Origin of the sequence: Aquiflexum lacus, from assembly GCF_015476655.1 — a bacterium.
In the GTDB taxonomy this organism is placed as follows: domain Bacteria; phylum Bacteroidota; class Bacteroidia; order Cytophagales; family Cyclobacteriaceae; genus Aquiflexum; species Aquiflexum lacus.
This window is the reverse complement of record NZ_JABFHF010000013.1, coordinates 116,228-135,200: the sequence shown is the minus strand read 5'-3', so window position 1 is coordinate 135,200 and position 18,973 is coordinate 116,228. Positions and strand designations below refer to the sequence as shown.

Here is an 18,973-nt window from a genome sequence, read left to right as displayed (position 1 = left end):
ATGAAAAATAAAAAATCATTGAAAAAAAAGTGGCTCATTTACTCAGTGTCAGGGATATTGTTGATGGGCTTTGGTTTGAGTGTGTTGGGTGAATCCACCATAACAAAATATTCAGGCGAACCATTCTTTTACTGGTTTTTAACAGGAACAGGAGGGCTTGTTCTTATTTTTTCAGGTTTATCTATTTTTGGTCAAGGTGTTATCTATAAATCCTTTATGGATAGAAATAATACCGATTTAACTGATTTTAACAATTGGGATAGTAAATAAAATTTGCAAAAAAGATACTTTGTTTATATTTGCGCCAAATAGAAAATTATATAGACGTGAAAAAAATAGCAAAAGTGTTCGGCTTGTTGGGAATAGCAGCAATTACATTTTCCTCATGCGACAAAGCAGGTAATACCACTGAAGGAGACATCACAGAAAACAACGCTCATGAAGAAAGTATTACAGATTTAAAAATAGCTTATGTTCTTACCGATAGCGTAATTTCAAGGTTTGAGTTTTTCAAAGAAAAATCACTTGAAATCACCGAAAAAGGGAAACAATTTGAAAGTGAGTTGAGTAATAGAGCAAGAGGATTCGAACAGGAAGTTGCTAATTTTGAACAAACTGCGGGTACTATGACCCAAAACCAGGCAAGGGCTAAGCAAGAAGACCTGATGAAAAAGGAAAGAAACTTAGTGACATACAGGGATAATTTGATGCAGGAGTTATCTGGAGATGAATCCAAGCTATATAGTGACGTTTATGATCAAGTACAGGAATTCATGGCAGGTTATGCCGAAGAAAATGACTTAGAACTCGTTTTATCATATACGAGAGGCGGTGCGGTATGGTATTCCAAAAAATCCTTTGATATAACTGATAAAGTGGTAGAAGGATTAAACAAGAAATATGCTGAATCGAAAATACCGGCAACAAAATAAGGTTTACTTTCATGTTATCATGGAGTCCGGTTTTACAACCGGGCTTTTTTTATGCTTTATTAATTGGTACTTTTGCAGCTGAAAATTTCCAAAATATACATATGAAAATAACAGAATTTTTAAAGCATAACTTCAGGCATTTCAACGCTGCGGCATTGATCGACGCCGCAGAAGGTTACAAAACGCACCTAGACAATAATGGCAAAATGATGGTAACCCTTGCAGGTGCGATGTCCACAGCAGAATTGGGTATCTCTTTGGCAGAGATGATCCGTCAGGATAAAGTCCATATCATATCCTGCACAGGAGCAAATCTTGAAGAAGATGTCTTCAATTTGGTTGCACATGATTATTACGAAAGAATTCCAAATTATAGGGAATTGTCTCCTGAAGCGGAACAGGATTTGCTTGATCGACACATGAACCGAGTAACGGATACTTGTATTCCGGAAATGGAAGCAATGAGACGTATAGAGAATGTCATTTTGGAAGAATGGATAAAAGCTGACAAGGCAGGCGAACATTACTTCCCGCATGAGTTTTTCTACAAAATTCTACTTTCCGGTAAATTGGATAAAAGTTTCCAAATAGACCCAAAAAACTCCTGGTTATTGGAAGCTGCAAAGAAAAACCTTCCGATCATCGTTCCAGGATGGGAAGATTCTACCTTGGGAAATATGTATGCCGGACATGTCATTGCCGGAGATGTCAAAGATGTGCATACGGTGAGGAGCGGAATTGAATACATGATGTTTTTGGCAGAATGGTATACACAAAATGCTCAGGAGAACAGTACCGTAGGTTTCTTCCAAATTGGAGGAGGCATTGCAGGAGATTTTCCTATTTGTGTGGTCCCCATGTTGCATCAGGATCTCCAGAGAAACGGTGTTCCGCTTTGGGGATATTTCTGTCAGATTTCCGATTCAACCACTTCATATGGATCATACTCAGGTGCTGTTCCCAACGAAAAAATCACTTGGGGCAAACTTGGGCTTGATACACCTAAATTCATTATAGAATCAGATGCGACGATTGTCGCCCCATTGATTTTCGCTATAGTATTAGATCAATAAAATGTGTAAACCTTCGTATTTCTATTTATCAAAAGCAAGCAGGCTTTTCCTGCTTGCTTTTTCCTTTTTCTTCACCGCGAGAGCACAGGAATTGATCCCATTATCAATTTTGAATTCACCCTATGATGAACAGAGCCCTGTAATTTCCCCCAACGAGGAATTGTTTTTCACGGTAGGCTTCAATCCAATGAATATTGGTGGACCAACAGATTATGGAGATATATGGATGAGTAAAAAAGATCCTACCGGAGAATGGCAAATACCTCAACACGTCCCAAGTCTTTCAACCTCTGGTAATGATGTAATTATAGGGTTTTTGGATGCGCTCACAGCATTGGTATACCATAGTGGCAATAACAATAAAAGACAGGGAATTCATCAATATTCCCGGTTTGGGAATTCTTGGAATTACCTTCGCCCTCTTGAAATGGGTAGCTTCAAAAATAATGCGATGCATTTCAGTGGAAGATTGGTGCCTCAAGGTAATGTAATCGTCATGTCCATGAATTCTTATGGGACTTTTGGAAATGAGGACATATATATTAGTTTCAAACAATCAGAATCTGTTTGGACTTCACCCTTGAATCTAGGTCCTCAAGTCAATTCTTTTGCCCAGGAACAAACCCCATATCTTTCAAATGATTTGATGACCATTTATTTCTCATCGAATGTACATGGCAATGGTAGGGGCAAGGATATTTATTTTTCACAACGGCAGTCACAATCATGGGAAGATTGGACGCCGCCACAAAAAATAGATTTAGCCAATTCCACTGGTTCGGAATTGAGCTATACCCTCATTGATCAAAGCGATAAAATGGCGATTTTTACAACCACACAAAATAGTGAAGGTTTTGGTGATTTTATGATGATACAGTTCGAGCCAAAAGCGCCATTAGCAAGTTTGGAGATAATAGAGACTATTCCAGAATCATTGGCTGAAGAAAAGTCAGTCATAAAAGAAGACTCCTTGATGTTGATTGCCGAATCTGAAAACAATACCATTCAAGAAACTGTACCCATTGTAAATGAAGCGGTAATCATACAGGAAGAAACACTATCCGATGAGGAAAATATATCAGCTTCATCTATTGCAAGAAAGTTGGTCAGAATCATCAATGGTCAGACTTTAGAGGAAGTCCCTTATCAGATCGAAATCGGAAATGAACGCGGCTTGAAAAGAGTAGTTGAAACTCAAGATGAAATTTGGGAAATGCTTCAGGAACCTCAATGGAATACCATCAACATCATCTCTCAAGGGTTTCTACCAAAAATGTTGGACAGTTCTGATTGGTACGAGCTTGAAGGCAAAGACTTATTGCTTCAGCCTGCAATATCAGGGACAGCTATTGTTTTGGATAATATTCAGTTCAACCGCGGAACTTCAGATTTTGCAGATTCAAAGTCCATACAGGTGTTGGACAACCTTGTTATTTTTATGAAAGTAAACGAGCATATAAAAATCCGTTTGGAGGGACATACTGATAATGCCGGAGACCCAACCTTGAACAAGGACCTTTCCATGAAAAGGGCTTCCAAGATAAGAGCTTATCTTACCATTAATGGGGTTGATTTTGAAAGGGTCAGGATATCAGGATGGGGTGGAAGTAGGCCAATTGCTGATAATCAGACCGAGGAAGGAAGAGTGTTGAACAGAAGAGTGGAAATGCTCATAGAGAATTAATATACATTATTCAAAATAATTTTTTTTGAGGGTGAATTGCAAAAAAAGTTGTTTAGAAGTCTCTTTTCGCATGTACCTAAAAAACGATTAACAATACCATAACTTTGGGTTAAAGATTTTTTAATAAAAGTTTTTAAAATGATTTATATAATTTATTTTTGGCCATATATAATACATTTATGCAGGCTTTCTTTTCTCTTTTACTTTTGACAAGTGCTTATGGTCTCTTCATTCTTTCCGTTTTCCCTTCAAGATATTTCAGAAAATTAAGCCATATTTTTCACCACAAAGAATCCCCCGAATACACTAAAGTTTCCCTGAGTGGCCCAATATTTTTTTCCTTTCTAATCGGATATTCACTTGCGGCCACCATGCTCTATTTCTTTATCTTTTAAAGACAACCTTTCAATCTTTTTTTATTTATTGATCGCTAAGATGTGGTTTAGCTTTTGATTATTCTTTAATTTAGAAAAACCTTAAATTCTTTTCTGTGAAAAATCCTAATATTTTACCGATAGTGAAGGATTCACCTTGGTTAAAAGACCTTGCAGTGGATATTTATGAGAGATATGAGAGATACAGCTCTGCACTAAGATCTATTGAAAGTGATTATGGTAACCTCTTGGAATTTGCCCGTGCTCATGAATATTACGGGATTCATTTTGATCCATTTAGAAATGGTTGGGTCTACAGAGAATGGGCGCCGCAGGCTTATAACCTTTTTTTGATGGGTGATTTCAATCAGTGGGATAGATACAGCCATCCCATGAAAAAAGACCACCGGGGGGATTGGGAATTGTTTTTGCCTTATCATGAATACAAGAATTCATTTCTTCATGGAAGTAGAATAAAAGTCCATATAGAAGGCAAAAACGGAGCCCTTGATAGAATACCAGCATATATCCGAAGGGTCATACAGGATGCAGAAACGCATGATTTTACAGGTCAGCTTTGGTTTCCCGAGGAATCATTTAATTGGACGGACCAAAGATTTGATCCTACGCCTAATCTTGAACAGCCTTTGATTTATGAATGCCATATTGGTATGGCCCAAGAAAAACTTGGTGTGGGTACTTATCTTGAATTTGCAGATAATATCCTTCCCAGAATTAAGGCAGCGGGATATAATACCATTCAGTTGATGGCCATCATGGAACACCCCTATTATGGCTCCTTTGGTTATCATGTTTCTAACTTTTTTTGTCCTACCTCAAGATTTGGTACACCGGAAGAGTTAAAATATCTTATCAATAAAGCACATGAAATGGGAATTTCGGTCATCATGGATATGGTCCATTCCCATGCAGTCAAAAATGTTTTCGAAGGACTGAATGAATTTGACGGATCAGATCATCAGTATTTTCATCCTGGGGAAAGAGGATACCACGAAGGGTGGGATTCCAAGCTGTTTGATTATGGAAATAGAGAAGTACAGCACTTCCTACTTTCCAACGTAAGGTACTGGCTTGATGAGTTTCATTTTGACGGCTATAGGTGGGACGGCGTAACATCCATTATATATCTTCATCATGGAAATATCACCTTTGACAACCTTGAGAAATATTTCAAAGAGGGTGTGGATTGGGATGCTGTCATTTACCTGCAATTGGCCAATCAATTGATCCATGATTTTTCCCGGACAGCCATGTCCATCGCGGAGGAAGTCAGTGGAATGCCGGGATTGTGTAGAAGTGCAAAAGATGGTGGTATTGGTTTTGATTTTAGATTGGCCATGGGAATACCTGACTTTTGGATCAAAACCCTCAAACACAAACCCGACGAACATTGGGACATGTTTGAAATGTGGCATGAACTTACCAATAGACCTCAATTGGAAAAAACCATAGCCTATGCTGAATCTCACGATCAGGCATTGGTGGGAGATAAATCCATTGCTTTTTGGCTAATGGACAAAGAGATGTACTCAAGTATGTCAAAACTGCAAAGCAGTTTGCCTGTGGACAGGGGAGTGGCTTTGCACAAGATGATCAGGATGATAACCATCTCTTTGGGGGGAGAAGGCTATCTTAATTTTATTGGAAATGAGTTTGGCCATCCCGAATGGGTTGATTTTCCGAGATTGGGAAATGATTGGAGTTACCAATATGCCAGAAGGCAATGGTCATTGGTTGATTCAGACCATTTAAGATATCATGATCTATTTGAATGGGACAAAGCCATGATCAAGTTGGTGAGTGATTATAAAGTTTTGGCTTCAAAACCCGCAGAACAACTCCATCTTGATGCAGAGAAAAAAATCATTGCATTTGAAAGGGCCGGTTTAATATTTATTTTCAGTTGGAATATCAGTGAGTCAATTTTTGGTTTTGAATTTAAAGTCCCTGAAAAAGGAAAATATAAAATCATCCTTAATTCTGATGATAAAAAATATGGGGGATTTGGTAGAATTGAGGGCGACCCTGTTCACCCGACAGATAAATCAGGTAAAATTCAGATTTATCTACCTAATCGGACCTGTTTGATTTTCAAATTGACATAAAATCATAAAAGGGGGCCTAGGCCCCCTTTGCCATTATTCTAAAAGAAATTTATCAACTTCATTGAAAAACCAGTCAGGTTCATCATAGAAAACAAAATGAAAAGCCTTTTCGGCAAGCAATAGTTTTACGTTTTGAATATCCTTTAGCTGGCTTTCGTAGCCAATGGTAACCGATTCTTTGGTGGCACCAAAGTTTTGATAGGCTGCCCATGAACCGAATACCAAAACTGGTGCTTCGATCTTGGACATCAAAGATCTGATATCTGTCGTAAACATTTCCCCATAAGCCTGACCTACCACCAAGGGATTGCTGTTCATTCCCATCTGGATTACCTTCTCTCTTTTTTCCTCAGTTGCTATCATGGAGGAAACAATCATTTTTTGGTTTGCCAAAGCTGTGGCTTCATCCATATTGGCCATGGCAGATTTCATGCTTTCTGCCATCGGCTTTGCTGTTTCAGGTGTAATTCCTGCCATCTGTAAAACCGGAAAATAGGGTACCCCATCCACAGATATGACTTTGGCGAAAATGTCAGGTTCTTCAGCTGCTGCCCATAGACCTAAAAATCCACCCATGCTATGCCCGACCAAAATAGGATCTTTTAACTTATTGTCTTTTGTGTAAGCAATCAATTCATCCCTTACTTCTTTCAAATAATGATCTACTTCAGCATTCTCTTTATTCCCAAAACCTTTGATGGTTACCAAATGGAGTTCATAATTTTCTTTGTATTTTCCCACAAATTCATCCCAAACCTCGGAACTACAGGACATGCCATGCAGTAATATCATGGGTTGACCTTTTCCAATGATTTCTGTGGAGATGAGTTGAGGTGCAGCAGATGCATCAAAAGTTTTGATCGCTGCCAACAGCAGACAAACAACTAGCCAATTTAATTTTTGCGTTTTCATGGTGTTTTTGTTTTAGTTTATCCAAAATTGAGGATTAGGTATATATAAAAATAATTTCATTGACAAGGTGAAAAGTAGAGTTGACCAAATGCCTAAAAGTTTATAAAATGAAAAATTGATTGGAAATTGGTATTCATTTATGCCCAAATAAGTAAATGGCAAGTTTGATCTAAGTGTAATTGCTTTTAGTCAAAGAAATTGAACAAATCGTCAACTTTATGCTCCTCGTTTAAACCAAATTCTTAATTTCAATCATTGAAATCATAGCATAATTGACAAAATTTAAAAAAAAGCACATGATCTGGTGGACATTATTTGGAGTAGGAGTAGTATTTATGACTTTATTTTTGGTAGGTGCATTTAAGGATAAAACGTAAAATGGTAAAACCCGCTAATAAATCGGTCGTAAAGAAGCCACTTGAAATCATAAGTTGGTTGGGATCGGTATTTGGACGATATAAAATCCACCATATTCTTTTCTGGACAGCATATTTTGTTTTTTGGGTATCAGTTTATCAAAATATGTATAAGGATATCCATCAGTTGTTTTGGGTAACTGGATTTTACACCATTTCAAATGCTGGGGTTTATTACATTTCCCAGTATGTTCTGATTCCACAGTTCAGAGGGACTAAATTAGCGATTTTGTTCCTCCCTGGATTTTTTGTTTTATCAGCATTGTTTTCCCTTTTTATGAAATATGGGATTGCATTCGCGCTGTCCATGAATCTTGAGGAATTTTTTAAGGCGAGTACGCTACAGATATTATTTGTTTACTTTTCTTCCAATGTATTTACCGGAGGTATTTTATTGGCCTCAAAAGGTTATTTGGAAAACAGAAAAACCATCCGGCAAAATGAGTTGAGGGAAAAAGAAAGAATAGAAAGTGAACTGAACTTCCTCAAATCCCAAGTCAACCCCCATTTTCTGTTCAATGCCATCAACAGTGTATATGTTTTGATCCGAATAGATCCTGATAAAGCCTCGGAAACACTCATCAAACTTTCCAACCTCCTGAGATCACAGCTTTACGAATTTACTTCAGAAAGCATTGATATTCAGCAGGAATTGGAATATCTGGAAAACTACATTGAATTGGAAAAAATCAGGAAGGGTGATCGATTAAAGGTGGTTTTTGAAAAAGGGGAGGGATTAGAGGACTTTTCCATAGCTCCATTGTTGTTGATTCCATTTCTGGAAAATTGTTTCAAACACCTTTCATCCCATACTCATCAAGAAAACATGGTGAAAGTTAAAATTGCTTTCCGAAAGGGTAGATTATCAGCTTATTTTTTCAATACAAAAGACGATCAAAAAAAGGTAGTTGATTCAATACAAGGTGGAATCGGTCTCAAAAATATCCGGAGAAGATTAGAAATTTTATATCCAAAAAGGCATACCTTAGAAATTACAGATCAGCTTGATTCATTTGAGGTAAAACTTGAAATCAAAATCGATGAAGATTAGAACCATCATAGTAGAAGATGAACCTTTGGCAAGGGAAGGACTGAAAAGCTACATTAGAGAAATTGATTTTCTGGATTTGGTAGGTACCTGCGAAAACGCTTTGGAAGCCAATGATGTAATTTCTTCAGAAAATCCGGACTTGATGTTTCTCGATATTCAGATGCCGAAAATAACAGGGCTTGATTTTTTGAAATCATTGAAAAAGCCACCTTTGGTCATATTCACCACCGCTTATCCCAATTATGCCTTACAGGGATTTGAGTTGGACGTCATTGATTATTTGGTCAAGCCATACCCTTTTGACCGTTTTTTGAAAGCGGTGAATAAAGCTAGAGAAATCCACCAATTAAAAGGCCAAAAACATCATCAGGAAAACATTAAAGACCACATATTTTTGAAAGTAGATAATGTCCTCAAAAGGATCAATTTTGAAGATATCCTCTATATAGAAGGCATGGAAAATTATGTTGCTGTACATACCAATGAAGGACGATACATCACCCTCATGACCATGAAAAGCATGGAAGAAAATCTTCCAAGCCAAGAGTTTTTGAGGGTCCACAAGACCTATATCATTTCAAAGCCCAAAGTCAAAGGAATTGTAGGCAATGAAATTGATATGGGTTTGAAGAAAGTCCCTTTTTCAAGATCGAGAAGGAATGAGATTATTGAGGCATTGGTAGGGGGCTGAGGTTCAATCCATTTTCAATGCCCAAACCAAACCCGCTTCCACACCCCTGATCTCTGCTAACCCTTTTAGCCTTCCAATTGCTGTGTAGCCAGGATTGATAATTGGTTTGGCAATATCATCCAGCATCTGATGACCATGGTCAGGACGCATAGGAATAGAGATTTGTCGCTTTTGCTGGACCTTTAATATCTCATGGATAACAGCTTCCATAGGTACATCTCCCGTCAAATGGTCATCTTCGTAGAAGTTGCCCTCGGCATCTCTTCTAGTCGCCCTGAGGTGGATAAAATGTATATGATTTCCAAATTCCTTTACCATAGCAGGCAGGTCATTATCAGCCCTGACACCATAAGAACCCGTGCAGAACGTAAAGCCATTGTTGGGACTTGGATTATCAGAAACCAATCTTTTCATATCCTTGGCAGTACTCATTACCCTTGGTAGCCCGAAAACATCAAATGGTGGATCGTCAGGATGGATAGCCATTTTTACCCCATTCTTTTCAGCAATTGGAATAATTTCATCCAAAAAAAGTTGAAGATGTGTTTCCAGTTCCTTGTGTCCGATGCCGATATAAGTATCCAAGGCAGCTTGAAACTGCTCCATGGTATAGCCTTCTTCAGATCCGGGGAGTCCTTTAAGAACATTGTCATTTACCCTTTTGAGGGTTTCTTCAGAAGCATTTTCAAAAAACTCTTTCGCTTTCTTAATTTCGAAATCACTATATTCCTTTTCGGCATTCTTTCTTTTGAGTATAAATAGATCAAAAGCCACAACTTCTTTTTTTTCAAACCGCAATGCTTTGGCACCATTGGGTAAGGGCCATGCCAATACAGTCCTGGTCCAATCCAATATCGGCATAAAATTATAGCAAATGATATGGATGCTTTCTGAAGCAAGATTCTTTATGGTTTGTTTGTAATTCTCAATCAGATCAAGATAATTCCCTTTCCTTGTTTTGATGTTTTCATGGACAGGAACGGATTCCACCACAGACCAAGTAAGGCCTGCTGCTTCAATGATGTCCTTTCTTTTTTGGATTTCCTCCCTTGTCCATACTTCTCCGTTGGGAATATGATGTAGTGCAGACACGATACCGGTGGCACCTGCCTGCCGAATGTCTGCTAAACTTACCGGGTCCTTGGGACCATACCAGCGCATGGTCTGTTCCATTTTATATGCCATTATTAAATATTAGATTTTAGATTTAAGATTTTAGATTAGAGACCTGACTTCCGGCAGGCTTGTGACTCCATACGAACAGGACAAGGCATTCTGAAAATCGATTTGGGTAATATAAATTCGATTGACACTTTATTTTGTTGGTCTATGGAAATCACTTCGAGGTTCCTAACGTCTCGGTACTTTGTACTTGGTACATCGTACTTCGTACTCTTTAAACCCCAGAATAGGCTGAAAATCCCCCATCAACCGGAATAATGATTCCTGTTACGAACTTTGATGCATCTGAGCAAAGCCATTGCAAAGTACCTAAGAGATCTTTGGGATCGCCAAACCTTGCCATAGGTGTGTGGTCGATAATTTGATTTCCCCTTTGAGTCAAGCTTCCATCTGATTCTGTGAGTAAAGAGCGGTTCTGTTCTGTTAGAAAAAAACCAGGAGCTATGGCATTTACCCTATAGCCTGGACCATGTTTTTGATTGAATTCCACAGCAAGCCATTTGGTTAAATTATCAATAGCGGCTTTCGCTGAGGCATAGCCAACCACCCGGGTCATTGGTCTACTTGCCGCCATGGATGAAATATTGATGATGTTACCTGATTTGTTGGAAAGCATTAAAGGGAAAAAATATTGGATAGGGATTAAGGTCCCCTGATAATTGAGGTCCATCACTTTTTTAACAGCATCTGCCGAAAGGTCAGACAAGGTCTGATCAGGTCTAACTAGTGCCTCAGGCATATTTCCACCGGCCAGATTGATCAATATGTCTACGCTTTTGTATCTATCTTTGATTTTTTGCGCCACCGTTTCAACTTGACTTTCATTTGTGACATCTGCCAAAAAACCATCTGCTTTTCCACCTTCTTTTCTTAAATGTTCAATGAGCTTCTCAACTTTGGAAGGTGTTCTCCCTATAATGATGACCTGTGCACCTTCTTTAGCCAAGTGCCTTGCCATACTTTCACCCAATACACCTGTGGCACCTGTAATAATGATTTTTTTATTTTTTACTGAGAATAATTTCATGACTTAAGATTTAATTAAAATTCACATGCTGAATTTAATTCAACATATGCTGAAAATGAACTAAAATCAGCTATTTATTGGGGAATTGGAAAAAAGCCTTGGCATTGTTGTAGCAAATATCCTGAATGATTTTTCCAATCCATTTTTCATCATGAGGTAGTTCACCGTTTTGCATGTCTTTGCCAAAAAGGTCACACAATATTCTTCTGAAATATTCGTGCCTTGGAAATGAAAGAAAACTCCGACTGTCAGTCAACATACCAACAAAACAGGAAATCAGTCCCATGTTGGAAAGCGTGTTCATTTGTGCTTCCATTCCATTTTTCTGATCCAAAAACCACCAGCCTGATCCAAATTGGATTTTCCCTTTTACACTGCCATCATTGAAATTTCCGGTCATCGTTGCCATGACCTCATTGTCACTGGGATTTAGGTTATAAATGACAGTCTTGGTCAATTGATCGGTTTTGTCCAATTCATTGAGGAAGCCCGATAGGGCAGAGGCTTGACTGAAATCACCTATTGAATCAAATCCTGTGTCAGCTCCAAGTTTACTGAACATCCTACTGTTATTATTTCTTAAAGCGCCTAAATGAAACTGCTGTGTCCAGCCTTTGGCATGGTACATTTTACACAACTCCTGTAAAGTTTTAAATTTAAAAAAAGCAACCTCCTTATCGGAGGGGATTTTACCATCCATAACACTTTTGAATATTTTGTGCTTGTCAAAAAGACTACTTTTGAAATGGTAGAGATTTTCAAGTCCATGGTCTGATAATCGCCCTCCATTTTCATGAAAAAAGTTAACCCTATTTTGAAGAGCTAAAAGTAAATCATCATAATTCTGTATGTTGATCCCTGAAGCTTCTCCTAATTTATTGAGGTATATCCGATATTCATTTGGAGAATTAATGGTATAGGACCTATCAGGTCTAAAAGCGGGAAACATCTTAAGAGAAGTACCTGAGTTTCTGAAATTCCGGTGATGTTCCAAGGAATCAATTGGATCATCTGTGGTGCAGACTACCTCAACGTTCATTTTCGACAACAAGCTTTGTGAGCTGAAATCATCACTCACGACTTTTTCATTTGTGATTTTATAGATCTCCATTGCATTGTTTTGGTCCAACAATTCATGGATATCAAAATATCTTTGCAGTTCCAACTGTGTCCAATGGTATAGTGGATTCCTTAAAGTATAGGGGACTGTATAAGACCATTTTTCAAATTTCTCCCAATCATTGGAATCTCCGGTAATGAAATGTTCGTCAATACCCAAAGTCCGCATGGCACGCCATTTATAATGATCACCTTTAAGCCATATTTCAGTAATATTGTCGAATATCTTGTTATTGGAAATTTGTTCTGGAGATAAATGATTGTGATAATCTATGATAGGCTGGTTTTTGGCATATCCGTGATACAGTTTTTTGGAAAATTCATTTGATAGCAAAAAGTCTTCTGTGATATAGGTTTGAATACTGCGCTTGGGTAGAATATTCATGGTTATTTTAGGTTTGTTTGATGTAATTTAGTAATTCAGCACAAAGAAGAGTAAGGCAATTCTAACAATCAGTGCAATCGATTTCGTGTAATTTATTTAACCGAATATATATCAAAGATTTAAACAATTAATTTGATTTTTGAATAAACTGGTTTAAAATTAATGGCTTGTTTACAAATGGAATAATGGGTATGTCAGAGGTCAATATCAAATATCTAGCGGAAAAACTTGGTCTAGCGCCATCAACGGTGTCCAGGGCCTTGAATGACAGTTATGAAATCAGTCAGCCTACCAAGGATAGGGTTGTTGCTTTAGCTAAAGCACTTAATTATCAACCCAACCCATTTGCAAGAAGTCTAAGGGAGCAAAAAAGCAAAACCATAGCAGTGATTATTCCAGAAAGAATCAACAACTATTTTAGCCAGGTTATTGATGGAATAGAGGAAATTACCCAAGAATACGGATACCATTTGTTGGTTTACAGTACCCATGAAAATGTAGAGACTGAAAGAAAAATCATTTCTTATCTCCTTAATGGTAGGGTAGATGCCATAGTCATGTCAGTGTCTAGCCAAACAAAAAATATTGATCATTTGGAAACAGTTTATAACAAAGGAGTTCCCATTATATTTTTTGATCGAATATGTAAAGAAATCCCGACCACAAAATTTATTACCAACGATTATGAAAATGGTTATAAGGCGACCAACCTTCTTATAGAAAAAGATTGCAAAAAAATATACTTTCTATTATTGTCTAAGGAAATTTCTATTGGAAAAGAAAGATTGAGAGGATATCTAGATGCGATGAAAGAATCATCTCTACCTTTTGAGGAAAGTTGGGTGATCCAATGTTCCCAAAAAGAAGAGGAAAATATCAGTCTGATTTCCAAATTTCTGTATGGTATGGACAGGCCTGATGGTATTGTAGCATCCGTAGAGAAATTAGCCATAGCGACCTATTATGCTGCTAGAGAAACTAAATTGAATATGCCAAAAGATTTTAAAATGATCAGCTTTTCCAATATGCGGATTGCAGGATTATTGCAACCTACGTTGACCACAATTTCTCAGCCTGCTTTGAAGTTGGGAATGGAATGTGCCCAACTGCTGATGAAGAAACTCACCAAGCCCAATCAGCCTCCTTTGGAAGATAAAATCATCGTTCTGCCATCACAGATCAGTATGAGAGAATCTACCGGAAAATAAAAAAGACCTCCCAAATGAGAGGTCCTTTCTAATAATCGGTGGGATTGTTTAATATCCCGGATTTTGTGGGAAACTAGCTTCACCACCTAAAACCCTATCAATCTGGTTTTGTGGAATAGGTCTAAGTACATGATAATCTTGAATATTGGCAGACCCGTCAGGATTATGGAGTCTGACCCTTTCGAGCAACAATCCCCATCTTTTAAGGTCAAACCAGCGCATCTGTTCTCCCAATAATTCCCTCGCTCTCTCTTCAACAAAAAACTCAAGATTAATATCGGCAGCAGTCACTTCCATGGCTGCTTCTTTTCCTGGAAATGCAGCCCTTCTCCTGACATTGTTAACAAAAGTAGCCGCTTCAGCGTTTTTCCCTTGTCTAAAGAGTGCTTCGCCCAACATCAGGTAAGTATCTGCCAATCTAAAAGCGATATAATCCCTTCCTCCTTGAAATTGGGTCAAGTCAACTCTTCCTGGGTCAAGAAACTTGTTCAAAGCGGGATAAAGCTTGTCAGTGTAGAGACTGGGGGTTAGCACCTGATAAGGCCTCGTAGCCCTTTCGGCGGCCGGCATCTCAAATCCTGGCAGAAAAATAGCAGTATCTCCTGCTGCAAAGGTTACAGTGGGTTTGGAAAGGTCAAAGGAGGTATTATAGGTTCCCGGTCTGTTGCTTCGAAAAAGATGGACGAATGATTTATCATATCGGGCATCATTTTCTCTGTCGGCAAATATCACATTTAGTGTATAATCGGTAGGTCTATACCGTTTGAATGGTCTACCATTCTGGGTATCTCTCCTCATTCCCGGTTGATTATCATATTCCATTAGGAAAAATACGTGGCCATTATTTCCTCCACCATTGGTCAAGGGGTCCCGAGTATATTGAACCGCAAAGATCACTTCGTTATTGATTTCATTACCGAATCCATGTACATCGGCATAATCCGGCAGGAGGATAAAACCATAATCACTGATGACTTTTTTCAATAAAACTTCCGCCTTGCTGTAATCATCTCCTGCCTGGGCAGTCGAAGTGGCTTTGGTCAAATAGACTTTTCCAAGAAGATGCTCTGCTGCAGGCCGGGTTGCACGTCCGTAATCATTGGACCTCATCATAGCGGGTAAATCTGGAATTGCTTCAGTCAAATCTCTGACAATGGCTTCATATACCTGCGCTTCTGTTGCTCTTGTAATTTCAGTTGTTGGTACCAAAGTTTCTGTCAACCTAAGATCCACACCTCCGAACAACTGTACAAGAAGGAAATAATAGTGGGCACGGAGAAATTTGACTTCCGCCAATCGGGTGTTTTTGGTGGCCTCGGGAATACCGATCACATTAGGAGCCCTCTCTATCAATGCATTGCAGGTATTGATGCCCCGATAAGCTTCATCCCACACTTCTCTTGCATGACCGTTTCTGGAATCAAATTGATTGGTATATTCATTCATGAATTTCCAACTACCATCTGAACCTTGTCTATAGGTATCAGTACCAAATACTGTAAAATTGTTACCCCTTTCCGTACCGTACCACATTCTCAAGGTACTGTAGGCTGCATTGACACCATCATTGAAGCCACTTGCCGTATTCATATAATCATTTCCAATCCTGGAAATGACATCTTCCTCCAAAACCGACTGGCATGAGGCCAAGATTATCACGACTGACAACAGCAGACCTTTCAAAATCCGTGAAGCGTCTTTATAAATCATTTGTATTGTTTTCATAACTATATTTTTTGATTGTATCAGAACCTTACATTAAGACCAAGTGTGTATGTGGTAATAGCAGGGGCCACATTGGCACTCACGCTTCCCCCTTCTACACCCTGTTCACCGTCAATGAATGTTTCAGGGTCAATTCCCTTATATCGGGACCTGTATTCCGAAAATATAAATGGCTGCTGTATGCTGGAATATATCCTAAGGCTCTGCATTTTCATTTTTGAAGCCAATGGTGCAGGAAGGGTATATCCAAAATTGATGTTACGGATCTTAAGAAATGAGCCATCAAAATAAGACATGGAAGATGCGTATTTAGGACTTTCCTGATTCTGATTTGGTCTTGGAAAATCATTGGTTGGATTGTTTGGTGTCCAATAATCAATGGCAAGGTTGTTATACCTTCCAAAGAGGGAATTATTGGAATCATGGAAGCGGCTTCTCACCATCTGACCTACCCTTGCGAATATGAAGAAGGAGAAGTCGAAGGCTTTGTAGTTGAACCTATTGGTCAGACCCGCAATAAAATCGGGCACTGCTGTACCCAATATTTGTCGATCTTCGGCATTGATTCTTCCGTCCCCGTTGAAGTCATCAATTTTGATCTCTCCGACTCTGTCACCAAACGATTGGGCAACGTCAGCTTCATTGGTCTGCCAAATACCAACTTTTTTCAAGTCATAGAATACAGTAATCGGCTGCCCGATAAATCTCGCAGCTGCAATGTCATCCACTTTGCCGCCGGCAAGACTGATTATCTGCTCCCGGTTGGTGTTGAATATCAGGTCCGTTGACCACCTGAAATTGGACCTGTCCATATTGATGGAAGTCACGGTCAATTCAAAACCAGTGTTTTGCGTTTCACCGATATTGGTTGTAAATCCGCCAAATCCAGTTGAGTTGGGAAGTGGTTGAGGAGCCAATAAGCTACTCGTACGGGTATCATAGACTTCAATGGAACCATTCAACCTGCCCTTGATCAGACCAAAATCCAGTCCCACATTGAAAGTTGCAGAAGACTCCCATCTGAGGTCAGGGTTCCCTATGGTGTTGGGTCTAAAGCCAAAGGCGGCTGTATTTCCAAATGCATAAACAGTCCTGCCCAATAAAGGCTGAGTTTGGTACGGGTCGATACCTTGGTTACCAATAGAACCGTAACTTACCCTCAATTTTAACAGGTCAATGTTAGCATTGGCCATAAAAGCCTCATTGGTGATATTCCATGCAAATGCTACAGAAGGGAAATAACCCCATTTGGTATTGGAACCAAAACGGGAAGAACCATCCGCCCTAAGGGTTGCGGTGAGCAAGTACTTGTCCATATATCCATAGTTAATTCTGCCCATATAGGAAAGTAGTCCCCATTCAATCAGGTCAGTATTGACACCTGTGATTTGACTGGCATCTCCCAATCGATGGTACAATTGGCTTGGTGCAGGAATCCCCAATACCGAGATGTTGGTCCTTTCTGACCTGTCTTGTTGAATGGCCTGAAGGGCCGTTACATTCAGCCTGTGTTTTTCGCCAAACACTTTTTCATAAGTCAGAAAATTTTCCAGTGTATAGTTGAAATCCCATCTTTCTCCAACACTTCCCGTTGGAGGGGCACCTCTTCGGTTATTGGTCTGAGAACCTATAAATCTGCCAGCTCTCTGGAAACTGAAATCTGGGCCAAAGTTGGTTCTAAAAGTCAGGTTTTTATGCAGTTTAATGCTTGCATAGATACTATTGAACATCCTGTAACGGCTAATTTCGTCAAGTTGGGCACCTGGAACAATTTCGGCAAAGGGATTCGTTCTCAGTCCATCGTTTGTAGGAAGAAATATCAGATTACCCTCATCGTCGAATGGTTTACCGAGAGGGTTTTCCTGCATTGCTCCTCCAATAGGGTTAAAAAACTCCCCATTTCTGAGACTGTTGACCAATAGGGTTGAAGTTCCAATAGTTATTCTGTCCGTGATTTTATGATCGAGATTGATTCTGAATGTATACCTCGAAAAATCCTGATTTTTTACCACCCCGGTTTCATTGAAGTAGTTACCGGAAATGAAAAAAGTAGTTTTGTCATTTCCTCCCTGAACCCCAACCTGGTAATTTTGGATAACCCCAGTTCTAAGTAATGCACCCACATAGTCAGTGGTTCTTCCCAAAGCAATGCCTTCCAATTCAACAGGCTCAAATAATGCTGCATCCGCTTCTGGTGTAGCTGGTCCAGCTGGATAGTTTCCTGTCGCTCTTCTGGATTCTCTTTTATACTCCGCAAATTGTGGCCCATCAAAAACCTCAATTCTTCCCAAAGATTCGTTTATTCCGGTAAACATATCAAAAGAAACAATTGTCTTTCCGGTTTTTCCTCTGTTGGTGGTGATCAGTACCACACCATTTGCGCCCCTAGAACCATATATGGCAGTGGATGAGGCATCTTTCAGGATTTCCATTGAGGTGATGTCCTGAGGATTGATATCATCAATATTTCCAGCTAAGGGTATACCATCCACTACATAGAGCGGATCGTTTCCCGCGCTGAATGAGCGGCGGCCTCTAATTCTTACCTGTGGGCCAGCTCCGGGTTTACTTCCTGCAATTGTCACATCCACCCCTGCAGCACGACCCTGCAAAGCCTGTCTTGCATTGGAAATGGGGAGTTCCTGGATTTCTTTTGCACCAACAGATGAGATTGCTCCGGTCAATTGACTTTTTCTTTGTGTACCGTAACCCACTACAATGACTTCTTCAAGGTCAGATAAATCTGTATTTAAGGTTACATTAATAATTGAATTATTCCCTACAGTTATTTCTTTGGAAATAAAACCTATAAAGGAAAATACCAGCACGGCGTTGTCGGAAACAGATATACTGTAGTTTCCGTCCAAATCTGTAGTTGTACCGGAGGTTGTCCCTTTGACAATGACGGTAGTTCCTGGAACGGGTTCATTGGATTCGTCTGTTACCAGTCCTTTCACTACTCTTGACTGTCCATATACATTGAGGGACAGTGCAAGCAGGAATAAAAATATTCCTGATTTCAAGTAAAACTTTTGTTTCATGTTTGATTGGGTTATGGTTAATTATAA

14 protein-coding genes are annotated in these 18,973 nt (G+C 39.1%); 8 read left to right on the top strand and 6 right to left on the bottom strand.

Annotation, left to right across the window (positions count from 1 at the left end; translation table 11 throughout):
• The 5 genes from HMJ38_RS13430 (at window position 1) to HMJ38_RS13410 (ending at window position 6,189) form a co-directional block, all read left to right on the top strand.
• On the top strand, window positions 1-270 hold the full coding sequence (locus tag HMJ38_RS13430) for a hypothetical protein (RefSeq protein ID WP_194974916.1): 270 nt from the start codon (window positions 1-3) through the stop codon (window positions 268-270).
• Between the two features lie 56 nt (window positions 271-326).
• Entirely contained in the window at window positions 327-932 is a 606-nt protein-coding gene (locus HMJ38_RS13425; protein WP_194974915.1) for an OmpH family outer membrane protein, read from the top strand.
• Between the two features lie 101 nt (window positions 933-1,033).
• A complete protein-coding gene (locus tag HMJ38_RS13420; RefSeq protein WP_194974914.1) occupies window positions 1,034-2,005 on the top strand; it encodes a deoxyhypusine synthase family protein in 972 nt (323 codons plus the stop codon).
• A gap of 1 nt (window position 2,006) precedes the next feature.
• Window positions 2,007-3,689, top strand: coding sequence for an OmpA family protein (locus HMJ38_RS13415; protein WP_194974913.1), 1,683 nt, complete (start codon window positions 2,007-2,009; stop codon window positions 3,687-3,689).
• Window positions 3,690-4,179: 490 nt separating this feature from the next.
• A complete protein-coding gene (locus tag HMJ38_RS13410) occupies window positions 4,180-6,189 on the top strand; it encodes an alpha-amylase family glycosyl hydrolase (protein WP_194974912.1) in 2,010 nt (669 codons plus the stop codon).
• A gap of 33 nt (window positions 6,190-6,222) precedes the next feature.
• On the opposite strand, the gene HMJ38_RS13405 is transcribed toward HMJ38_RS13410, so the two are convergent.
• Window positions 6,223-7,101 carry an alpha/beta fold hydrolase gene (locus tag HMJ38_RS13405; protein ID WP_194974911.1) on the bottom strand — a complete coding sequence of 293 codons (879 nt, stop codon included), beginning with the start codon at window positions 7,099-7,101 and terminating at the stop codon, window positions 6,223-6,225.
• Between the two features lie 378 nt (window positions 7,102-7,479).
• Between HMJ38_RS13405 and HMJ38_RS13400 the strand changes: the two genes are divergently transcribed.
• Together HMJ38_RS13400 and HMJ38_RS13395 are read left to right on the top strand one after the other, a co-directional pair.
• Window positions 7,480-8,568 (top strand): sensor histidine kinase, encoded by a 1,089-nt coding sequence (locus HMJ38_RS13400; protein ID WP_194974910.1) that lies wholly within the window; start codon window positions 7,480-7,482, stop codon window positions 8,566-8,568.
• Complete coding sequence (locus tag HMJ38_RS13395; protein ID WP_194974909.1) at window positions 8,558-9,259, top strand: LytR/AlgR family response regulator transcription factor; 702 nt, start codon at window positions 8,558-8,560, stop codon at window positions 9,257-9,259. The genes HMJ38_RS13400 and HMJ38_RS13395 overlap by 11 nt, the downstream gene beginning before the upstream one ends.
• A 3-nt stretch (window positions 9,260-9,262) precedes the next feature.
• Here the strand turns inward: HMJ38_RS13395 and uxuA are convergent, their stop codons facing one another.
• From uxuA to uxaC, 3 genes are all read right to left on the bottom strand, one after another.
• Window positions 9,263-10,444, bottom strand: coding sequence for a mannonate dehydratase (uxuA, locus tag HMJ38_RS13390; protein WP_194974908.1), 1,182 nt, complete (start codon window positions 10,442-10,444; stop codon window positions 9,263-9,265).
• Between the two features lie 211 nt (window positions 10,445-10,655).
• The gene (locus HMJ38_RS13385; protein ID WP_194974907.1) at window positions 10,656-11,468 is read right to left on the bottom strand and encodes an SDR family oxidoreductase; all 813 of its coding nucleotides are present in this window, start codon (window positions 11,466-11,468) and stop codon (window positions 10,656-10,658) included.
• A 70-nt stretch (window positions 11,469-11,538) separates the two neighbouring features.
• The gene (uxaC, locus tag HMJ38_RS13380) at window positions 11,539-12,972 is read right to left on the bottom strand and encodes a glucuronate isomerase (protein ID WP_194974906.1); all 1,434 of its coding nucleotides are present in this window, start codon (window positions 12,970-12,972) and stop codon (window positions 11,539-11,541) included.
• Window positions 12,973-13,163: 191 nt separating this feature from the next.
• On the opposite strand from uxaC, the gene HMJ38_RS13375 reads away from it, so the two are divergent.
• Window positions 13,164-14,180, top strand: coding sequence for a LacI family DNA-binding transcriptional regulator (locus tag HMJ38_RS13375; RefSeq protein WP_194974947.1), 1,017 nt, complete (start codon window positions 13,164-13,166; stop codon window positions 14,178-14,180).
• 48 nt (window positions 14,181-14,228) lie between these two features.
• Here the strand turns inward: HMJ38_RS13375 and HMJ38_RS13370 are convergent, their stop codons facing one another.
• Both HMJ38_RS13370 and HMJ38_RS13365 read right to left on the bottom strand, forming a co-directional pair.
• Window positions 14,229-15,905, bottom strand: a complete 1,677-nt coding sequence (locus tag HMJ38_RS13370; RefSeq protein WP_228780047.1) for a RagB/SusD family nutrient uptake outer membrane protein — start codon at window positions 15,903-15,905, stop codon at window positions 14,229-14,231.
• Between the two features lie 20 nt (window positions 15,906-15,925).
• The gene (locus tag HMJ38_RS13365) at window positions 15,926-18,946 is read right to left on the bottom strand and encodes a SusC/RagA family TonB-linked outer membrane protein (protein ID WP_194974905.1); all 3,021 of its coding nucleotides are present in this window, start codon (window positions 18,944-18,946) and stop codon (window positions 15,926-15,928) included.
• Window positions 18,947-18,973: the final 27 nt, after the last annotated feature.

Excerpts from the sequence above, each read along its gene's own strand:
- HMJ38_RS13430 (WP_194974916.1), top strand. The coding sequence starts at position 1 with ATGAAAAATAAAAAATCATTGAAAAAAAAGTGGCTCATTTACTCAGTG.
- HMJ38_RS13420 (WP_194974914.1), top strand. The coding sequence starts at position 1,034 with ATGAAAATAACAGAATTTTTAAAGCATAACTTCAGGCATTTCAACGCT.
- HMJ38_RS13415 (WP_194974913.1), top strand. The coding sequence starts at position 2,007 with ATGTGTAAACCTTCGTATTTCTATTTATCAAAAGCAAGCAGGCTTTTC.
- HMJ38_RS13405 (WP_194974911.1), bottom strand. The coding sequence starts at position 7,101 with ATGAAAACGCAAAAATTAAATTGGCTAGTTGTTTGTCTGCTGTTGGCA.
- HMJ38_RS13400 (WP_194974910.1), top strand. The coding sequence starts at position 7,480 with ATGGTAAAACCCGCTAATAAATCGGTCGTAAAGAAGCCACTTGAAATC.
- HMJ38_RS13395 (WP_194974909.1), top strand. The coding sequence starts at position 8,558 with ATGAAGATTAGAACCATCATAGTAGAAGATGAACCTTTGGCAAGGGAA.
- uxuA (WP_194974908.1), bottom strand. The coding sequence starts at position 10,444 with ATGGCATATAAAATGGAACAGACCATGCGCTGGTATGGTCCCAAGGAC.
- HMJ38_RS13385 (WP_194974907.1), bottom strand. The coding sequence starts at position 11,468 with ATGAAATTATTCTCAGTAAAAAATAAAAAAATCATTATTACAGGTGCC.
- uxaC (WP_194974906.1), bottom strand. The coding sequence starts at position 12,972 with ATGAATATTCTACCCAAGCGCAGTATTCAAACCTATATCACAGAAGAC.
- HMJ38_RS13375 (WP_194974947.1), top strand. The coding sequence starts at position 13,164 with ATGTCAGAGGTCAATATCAAATATCTAGCGGAAAAACTTGGTCTAGCG.
- HMJ38_RS13370 (WP_228780047.1), bottom strand. The coding sequence starts at position 15,905 with ATGAAAACAATACAAATGATTTATAAAGACGCTTCACGGATTTTGAAA.
- HMJ38_RS13365 (WP_194974905.1), bottom strand. The coding sequence starts at position 18,946 with ATGAAACAAAAGTTTTACTTGAAATCAGGAATATTTTTATTCCTGCTT.